Here is a 3,112-nt window from a genome sequence, read left to right on the forward strand (position 1 = left end):
GGCTTCGCGCGTGGCCGTGCCCACGAGCGCGATTGCCGCCATTCCCGCCCGCACGGCCGCCTCGATGCCGGCGGTCGAATCCTCGACGACGGCGCAGCGGCGCGGCTCCAGCCCAAGTTTCGCCGACGCCTTCAGAAACACTTCCGGGTCCGGTTTCCCGGCCCGGACCTCGGCGCCGGTGACCGTCGCGTCGAAAAGGCGTGTCCGGCCCAGGCCTTCGAGGGAGATCCGGACGTTCTCCGGCGGGCCGGAGGACCCGACCGCCAGCAGAAACCCCGCCGCCTTCAGGGCATCCACGAGTTCGGCCGCCCCGTCCATCGGCCGAAAATCGGTCCGAAGCACCTCGCGATACTGAACCTCTTTCCACTGGGCGAGTTCCTCCGCCTGGGCCTCGGTCAGGACGTCGCCCCAGAGGAGGCGAATGATCTCGCGGTTCCGCCGGCCGAAGAGCGAGGCGAACGTATTTTCGCCGATGGGTCGGCCGGCGCGCCGCCCCACGCGCTTCCACGCCTCGAAGTGCGCCCGGTAACTATCCACCAGGACGCCGTCCACGTCGAAGATGACTGCGCGGCATCTCATCCGTTCTCCTCACAGGAAAAGGTGGGATAGACTAGCAGGAGGGCTCGCCGCCGGCAAGCCGCCTCGCCGCCGAAATGGGAAGCGCCCCGCCCACAGGAGAATTGACCCGCTCCCGCCGCGCCGGTACAGTGGAGCAGCATCGCAAAAGGAGAACGTCATGAAAGGCGTCATTCTGGCGGGCGGGTTGGGGACGCGGCTCCAGCCCCTGACGAAGATCACCAACAAGCACCTCCTCCCCGTCTATTCCAAGCCGATGATCTATTACCCCATCGAGTGCCTCGTCCGCGCCGGCATCACCGACATCATGATCGTCACGGGGGGCAATAGCGCGGGCGAGTTCATACGGCTCCTGGAGAACGGCGAAGAGTTCGGCCTGGGGCGCCTCCACTACGCCTATCAGAAGGGCGAGGGCGGCATCGCCGAGGCCCTCGGCCTCGCGCGCGAGTTCGTCGAGCACGAAAAGGTGTGCGTCGTCCTCGGCGACAACATCCTCGAGCGCTCCATTCGCCGGGCCGCCCAGTCCTTCGAGGCCCAGCCCGCCGGCGCCAAGGTCTTTCTGAAGGAAGTGCCGAACCCCCAGGCCTACGGCATCGCGGAAATCGAGGGGAAGCGCATCGTGCGCATCGTCGAAAAACCGAAGCAGCCCAAGTCGAACCTGGCCGTCATCGGCGTGTACATGTACCCGCCGGACGTCTTCGACGTCATCCCGACGCTCGAACCTTCGGCCCGGGGCGAGTTGGAAATCACCGACGTCAACAACCACTACGTCGAGGCCGGCACGATGACCTACGAGACGATCGAAGGCTGGTGGGCCGACGCCGGCGAATCCATCGATTCCTGGCTCGAGGCGTGCCAACTCGTCGCCCAGTCCGGCGCCAACCATACTGATTGAAGATTGCAGATTGATGATTGTAGATTGGGTGGGGTGTGTCAGATTTCTCCGGCACTGCCCGCGGCAACTTCGTAAGGGTGGCGGAAGGAAAATCTGGGGAGCACTGGCGGCTTGTCCGCCAGTGCTCCCCAGAAAATTATGCCTACGGCCGGAAGACCTTAAGGTCCAGGTCGCGGATGGACTTGTAGTGCTTGAGGTTGCTCGAACACAGGGGCATGGCGTTCTCGGCGGCCGTGGCGGCCACAAGGGCGTCGGGGATCGCCAGAGCCGTCCTGAGGCCGTATTGTTCCATGTAAATGGATGCGCGGTTGCCGATGTTTTCGGTCAGGGGGAGCATCTGAAAAGCAAGGTTCGTCAGAGTGACGCGGATGGCCAGGGCCTCCTGCTTGTCGCGGGCGCCCTGAAGCAGTTCCATGTACGTGATGACCGATAGGCAGCGGTCCGGCGTCTCGTCCAGAAGCCGGATCGCTTTCGCGTTGCTCCTCATGTACCAGATGAGCACGTCGGTGTCAAATATCATGGATGCGTCCCCGGCGGAGGTTGCGCACATACCGCAAGACGTTGGCCATGTCCTTCCGGTCTTTCCACATGCCGCACGCGGGTTGGTCCTTGGCTGAACCGACCGGCTTCGGCGCCGTGCCGGCCGGATAGATCACGGCCTTCTTCTTGCCGCGGTACATCAGGGTGACCGGTTCGTTGCGGTCCAGCGCCTCCAGGACGCGGCCCATGCGCCGCCGCAGGTCGAGAACGGACGCTTTCATGGCGGACCTCCATTTCAAGTATACACTTTGAGTGTACATTTGCCGCCCGGCCCCCGTCAACAAAAAAAGCGGCGGGTCCGGCCTGTCCGCCGTAGTCCCGGCGCGCCGGGACGACGGCGGAAGTTTACCCGCCCGTGGCGGGCCTCGGCGACTTGTCCGGCGAAGCCCAAAAGGCGAAGTCGGAAGGCGGGTGACCCGCCGCGCTAACGTTGTCACGCCGGAGCGCTATTTCTTTTTCGCGTAGAACGCCTTCATCTGCTCCAGCGTCTTGGGGGAATAGTCGCCGGCGTGTCCGGCGGTGCCGAAGTCGCGCATCTTCGAGGCGATAAGTTTCGCGAGCGCCTCCCGCGCCGGGCCGAGGTACTTGCGCGGGTCGAACTCGCTCGGTTTCTCGACGAAGACCTTGCGGATCGCCGCCGTCACCACCAGCCGGCCGTCCGTATCCACGTTGATCTTCTGGATGCCGCGCTTGACCGCTTCCTGGATGGACGCGAGGGGCACGCCCATCGCGCCGGGCAACTTGCCGCCGTACCGGTTGACCTCGGCCACGAGTTCCTGCGGCACGCTCGAACTGCCGTGCATGACGAAGTTCGTGTCGGGGGCGCGCTTCCGGCACTCGGTGACCAGGTCCATGGCGAGGACCGGCTCGTGCTTGAACTTGTAGGCGCCGTGGCTCGTGCCGATCGCCAGGGCAAGCGCATCCACCCGCGTGCGCTTGCAGAACTCCTCGACCTCGTCCGGGTCCGTCAGGAGGACCTCGTCGGCGTGGGTTTCGTCCTCGATGCCGCCGAGCGTCCCGAGTTCGCCCTCGACGCTGACGCCGCGCGCGTGGGCGTAGTCCACCACTTCCTTCGTCACGCGGATGTTGTCCTCGAACGAC

The 3,112-nt window shown here is 65.1% G+C and carries 5 protein-coding genes; 1 reads left to right on the top strand and 4 read right to left on the bottom strand.

All coding sequences use genetic code 11. The features are described 5' to 3' along the window. The coding region (locus tag NTX40_02855) for an HAD family phosphatase (GenBank protein ID MCX5648028.1) at positions 1-579 on the bottom strand (579 nt) is incomplete at its 3' end. Positions 580-736: 157 nt separating this feature from the next. Here NTX40_02855 and NTX40_02860 point away from each other — a divergent pair. Next, a complete protein-coding gene (locus tag NTX40_02860; GenBank protein MCX5648029.1) occupies positions 737-1,471 on the top strand; it encodes a sugar phosphate nucleotidyltransferase in 735 nt (244 codons plus the stop codon). A 142-nt stretch (positions 1,472-1,613) separates the two neighbouring features. Here NTX40_02860 and NTX40_02865 read toward each other — a convergent pair whose 3' ends face one another. The 3 genes from NTX40_02865 to NTX40_02875 form a co-directional block, all read right to left on the bottom strand. Then, positions 1,614-1,991: a type II toxin-antitoxin system VapC family toxin gene (locus NTX40_02865; protein ID MCX5648030.1), complete on the bottom strand. Its 378-nt coding sequence runs from the start codon at positions 1,989-1,991 to the stop codon at positions 1,614-1,616. Continuing rightward, a complete protein-coding gene (locus tag NTX40_02870) occupies positions 1,981-2,232 on the bottom strand; it encodes a type II toxin-antitoxin system Phd/YefM family antitoxin (GenBank protein ID MCX5648031.1) in 252 nt (83 codons plus the stop codon). Before NTX40_02870 ends, NTX40_02865 begins: the two co-directional genes overlap by 11 nt. Positions 2,233-2,457: 225 nt before the next feature. Then, the coding region (locus tag NTX40_02875; GenBank protein ID MCX5648032.1) for a class II fructose-bisphosphate aldolase at positions 2,458-3,112 on the bottom strand (655 nt) is incomplete at its 5' end.

Source organism: Planctomycetota bacterium (genome assembly GCA_026387035.1).
In the GTDB taxonomy this organism is placed as follows: Bacteria; Planctomycetota; Phycisphaerae; order FEN-1346; family FEN-1346; genus JAPLMM01.

Bases quoted from the DNA above. Each gene is read 5' to 3' on its own strand.
- NTX40_02870 (MCX5648031.1), bottom strand. From the start codon at position 2,232: ATGAAAGCGTCCGTTCTCGACCTGCGGCGGCGCATGGGCCGCGTCCTG.
- NTX40_02865 (MCX5648030.1), bottom strand. From the start codon at position 1,991: ATGATATTTGACACCGACGTGCTCATCTGGTACATGAGGAGCAACGCG.
- NTX40_02860 (MCX5648029.1), top strand. From the start codon at position 737: ATGAAAGGCGTCATTCTGGCGGGCGGGTTGGGGACGCGGCTCCAGCCC.